The organism is Pseudooceanicola endophyticus (genome assembly GCF_018760365.1).
Lineage (GTDB): Bacteria > Pseudomonadota > Alphaproteobacteria > Rhodobacterales > Rhodobacteraceae > Pseudooceanicola > Pseudooceanicola endophyticus.
This window is the reverse complement of record NZ_JAHIAB010000040.1, coordinates 1-1,637: the sequence shown is the minus strand read 5'-3', so window position 1 is coordinate 1,637 and position 1,637 is coordinate 1. Positions and strand designations below refer to the sequence as shown.

The window sequence follows — 1,637 nt, the reverse complement described above, 5'->3', positions numbered from 1 at the left end:
TTCTTCACAACCGGCGGCTCGACCGCCGTCGATACGGCCCTGCGCTTTGTCGAGTTCCGCAACAACGTGCGCGGCCTGAAGGACAAGAAGGGCATCATCGTCCAGGTCGATGGCTATCACGGCAGCACCGCGCTGACCGCCGCCTGTTCGGGTCGCTTCGGTGGCGCCGCGAATTTCGATGTCGACAGCCCGCGCATCCACTTCATTTCCAGCCCTAACCCGCGCCGCTTCCCAGGCCGGACCGAGGCCGAGGTCTGCGACCTTCTGGTGAACGAATTCCGCGACACCGTGGAACGGGCCGGCCCCGGGACCATCGCCGCCTTCCTGACAGAGCCGCTGCTGGCCTCCGGGGGCATGATCCTGCCGCCCGAGGGCTATCACCGCCGCATCAAGGCTATCTGCGAGGCCCATGACATCGTCTATATCGCCGATGAGGTCGTCACCGGCTTCGGGCGCCTGGGCGAATGGTTCGCGCTGGAGTCGGTCTTTGGCGTCACCCCGGACATCGTGACCTTCGCCAAGGGTCTGACCTCGGGCTATGTGCCGCTGGGTGGGCTGGCGATCTCGGAGCGGCTGCTGGACAACATCTCCGGCGACAATGCCCATGGCGCCTATTTCAACAACGGCTACACCTATTCCGGCCATCCGGTCAGCTGCGCGGCTGCGCTGGCCAATATCGCGATCTTCGAGGACGAGGCGCTGCTGGAACACGTGCGTGATATCGCCCCCTATTTCGAGGCCTGTCTGAAGACGCTGTCGGATCTGCCGGTGGTGGTCGATGTGCGGACCAAGGGGCTGCTGGGCTGCGTCGAATGCATGGTGCGGCCGGGCTCTGCGCTGGATGTCGGAGCCCCGGATCGCGCTTTGGGCGAGAAGATCGACCGCTACGCCTTCGAGAAGGGGCTGATCGTGCGCCCGCTTGGCAACATGTGCGTGCTCTCTCCGCCGCTGGTCATCACCAGGGCGCAGATCGACGAGATGGTCGCCATCCTGCGCGCCGCGATCCTGCAGGCGGCCGAAGAACTGGCCGAGGCGGCCTGAGCCCTTTCGGCGGCGCCTTTGGCGCGGGAGCGAACCCGAAGACGAAACGGCCCCGGATCTTTCCGGGGTCGTCATGTTTTCATGCTTCTGGATGGTTTCGGCGGGCTCTGGTGGATTCAGCCGGAAAAGCCTTCGGCGCGGAAGACTTCCTCGCCGCCCAGCAGGGTCAGCAGCACCCGGATCCGCGCGATGTCCTGCACATCGCAGGCCAGGATGTCCTGGTCGAGGATGATCAGGTCGGCCAGGTTGCCGACCGACAGCGCACCGGTATCGGGGCGCCAGGCCGCACGGGCCGCGTTCACCGTATAGGCCTTCAGGGCCTGTTCGCGGGTCAGGCACTGGGCCGGGGTCAGGGGCGGATGGTCGGGGGCGCCCGGGGGCTGGCGGGTGATCGCCGTCTGCATGATCAGGAAGGGGTTCTGGCTGGAGACGCCCCAGTCGCTGGTCAGCACGCCAAGCGCCCCGGCCTCGAGCAGGGAGGCGAAGGGATAGATCCAGTCCTCCAGCTCGGGTCCGGCCATCGGCATCGCCACCTCGGTCACCGAGGGTTCGCGCCGCGCCCAGAGCGCCTGGATATTGGCGACCCCGCCCAGCTG

General features: G+C 66.7%; 2 protein-coding genes. One reads left to right on the top strand and one right to left on the bottom strand.

Going from position 1 to position 1,637, the window contains the following annotated elements:
- The coding region (locus KM176_RS24715) for an aminotransferase class III-fold pyridoxal phosphate-dependent enzyme (protein WP_160897345.1) at nt 1–1,041 on the top strand (1,041 nt) is incomplete at its 5' end.
- Nucleotides 1,042–1,157: 116 nt separating this feature from the next.
- Here the strand turns inward: KM176_RS24715 and KM176_RS24710 are convergent.
- On the bottom strand, nt 1,158–1,637 hold a 480-nt coding region (locus tag KM176_RS24710; protein ID WP_160897344.1), incomplete at its 5' end, for an amidohydrolase family protein.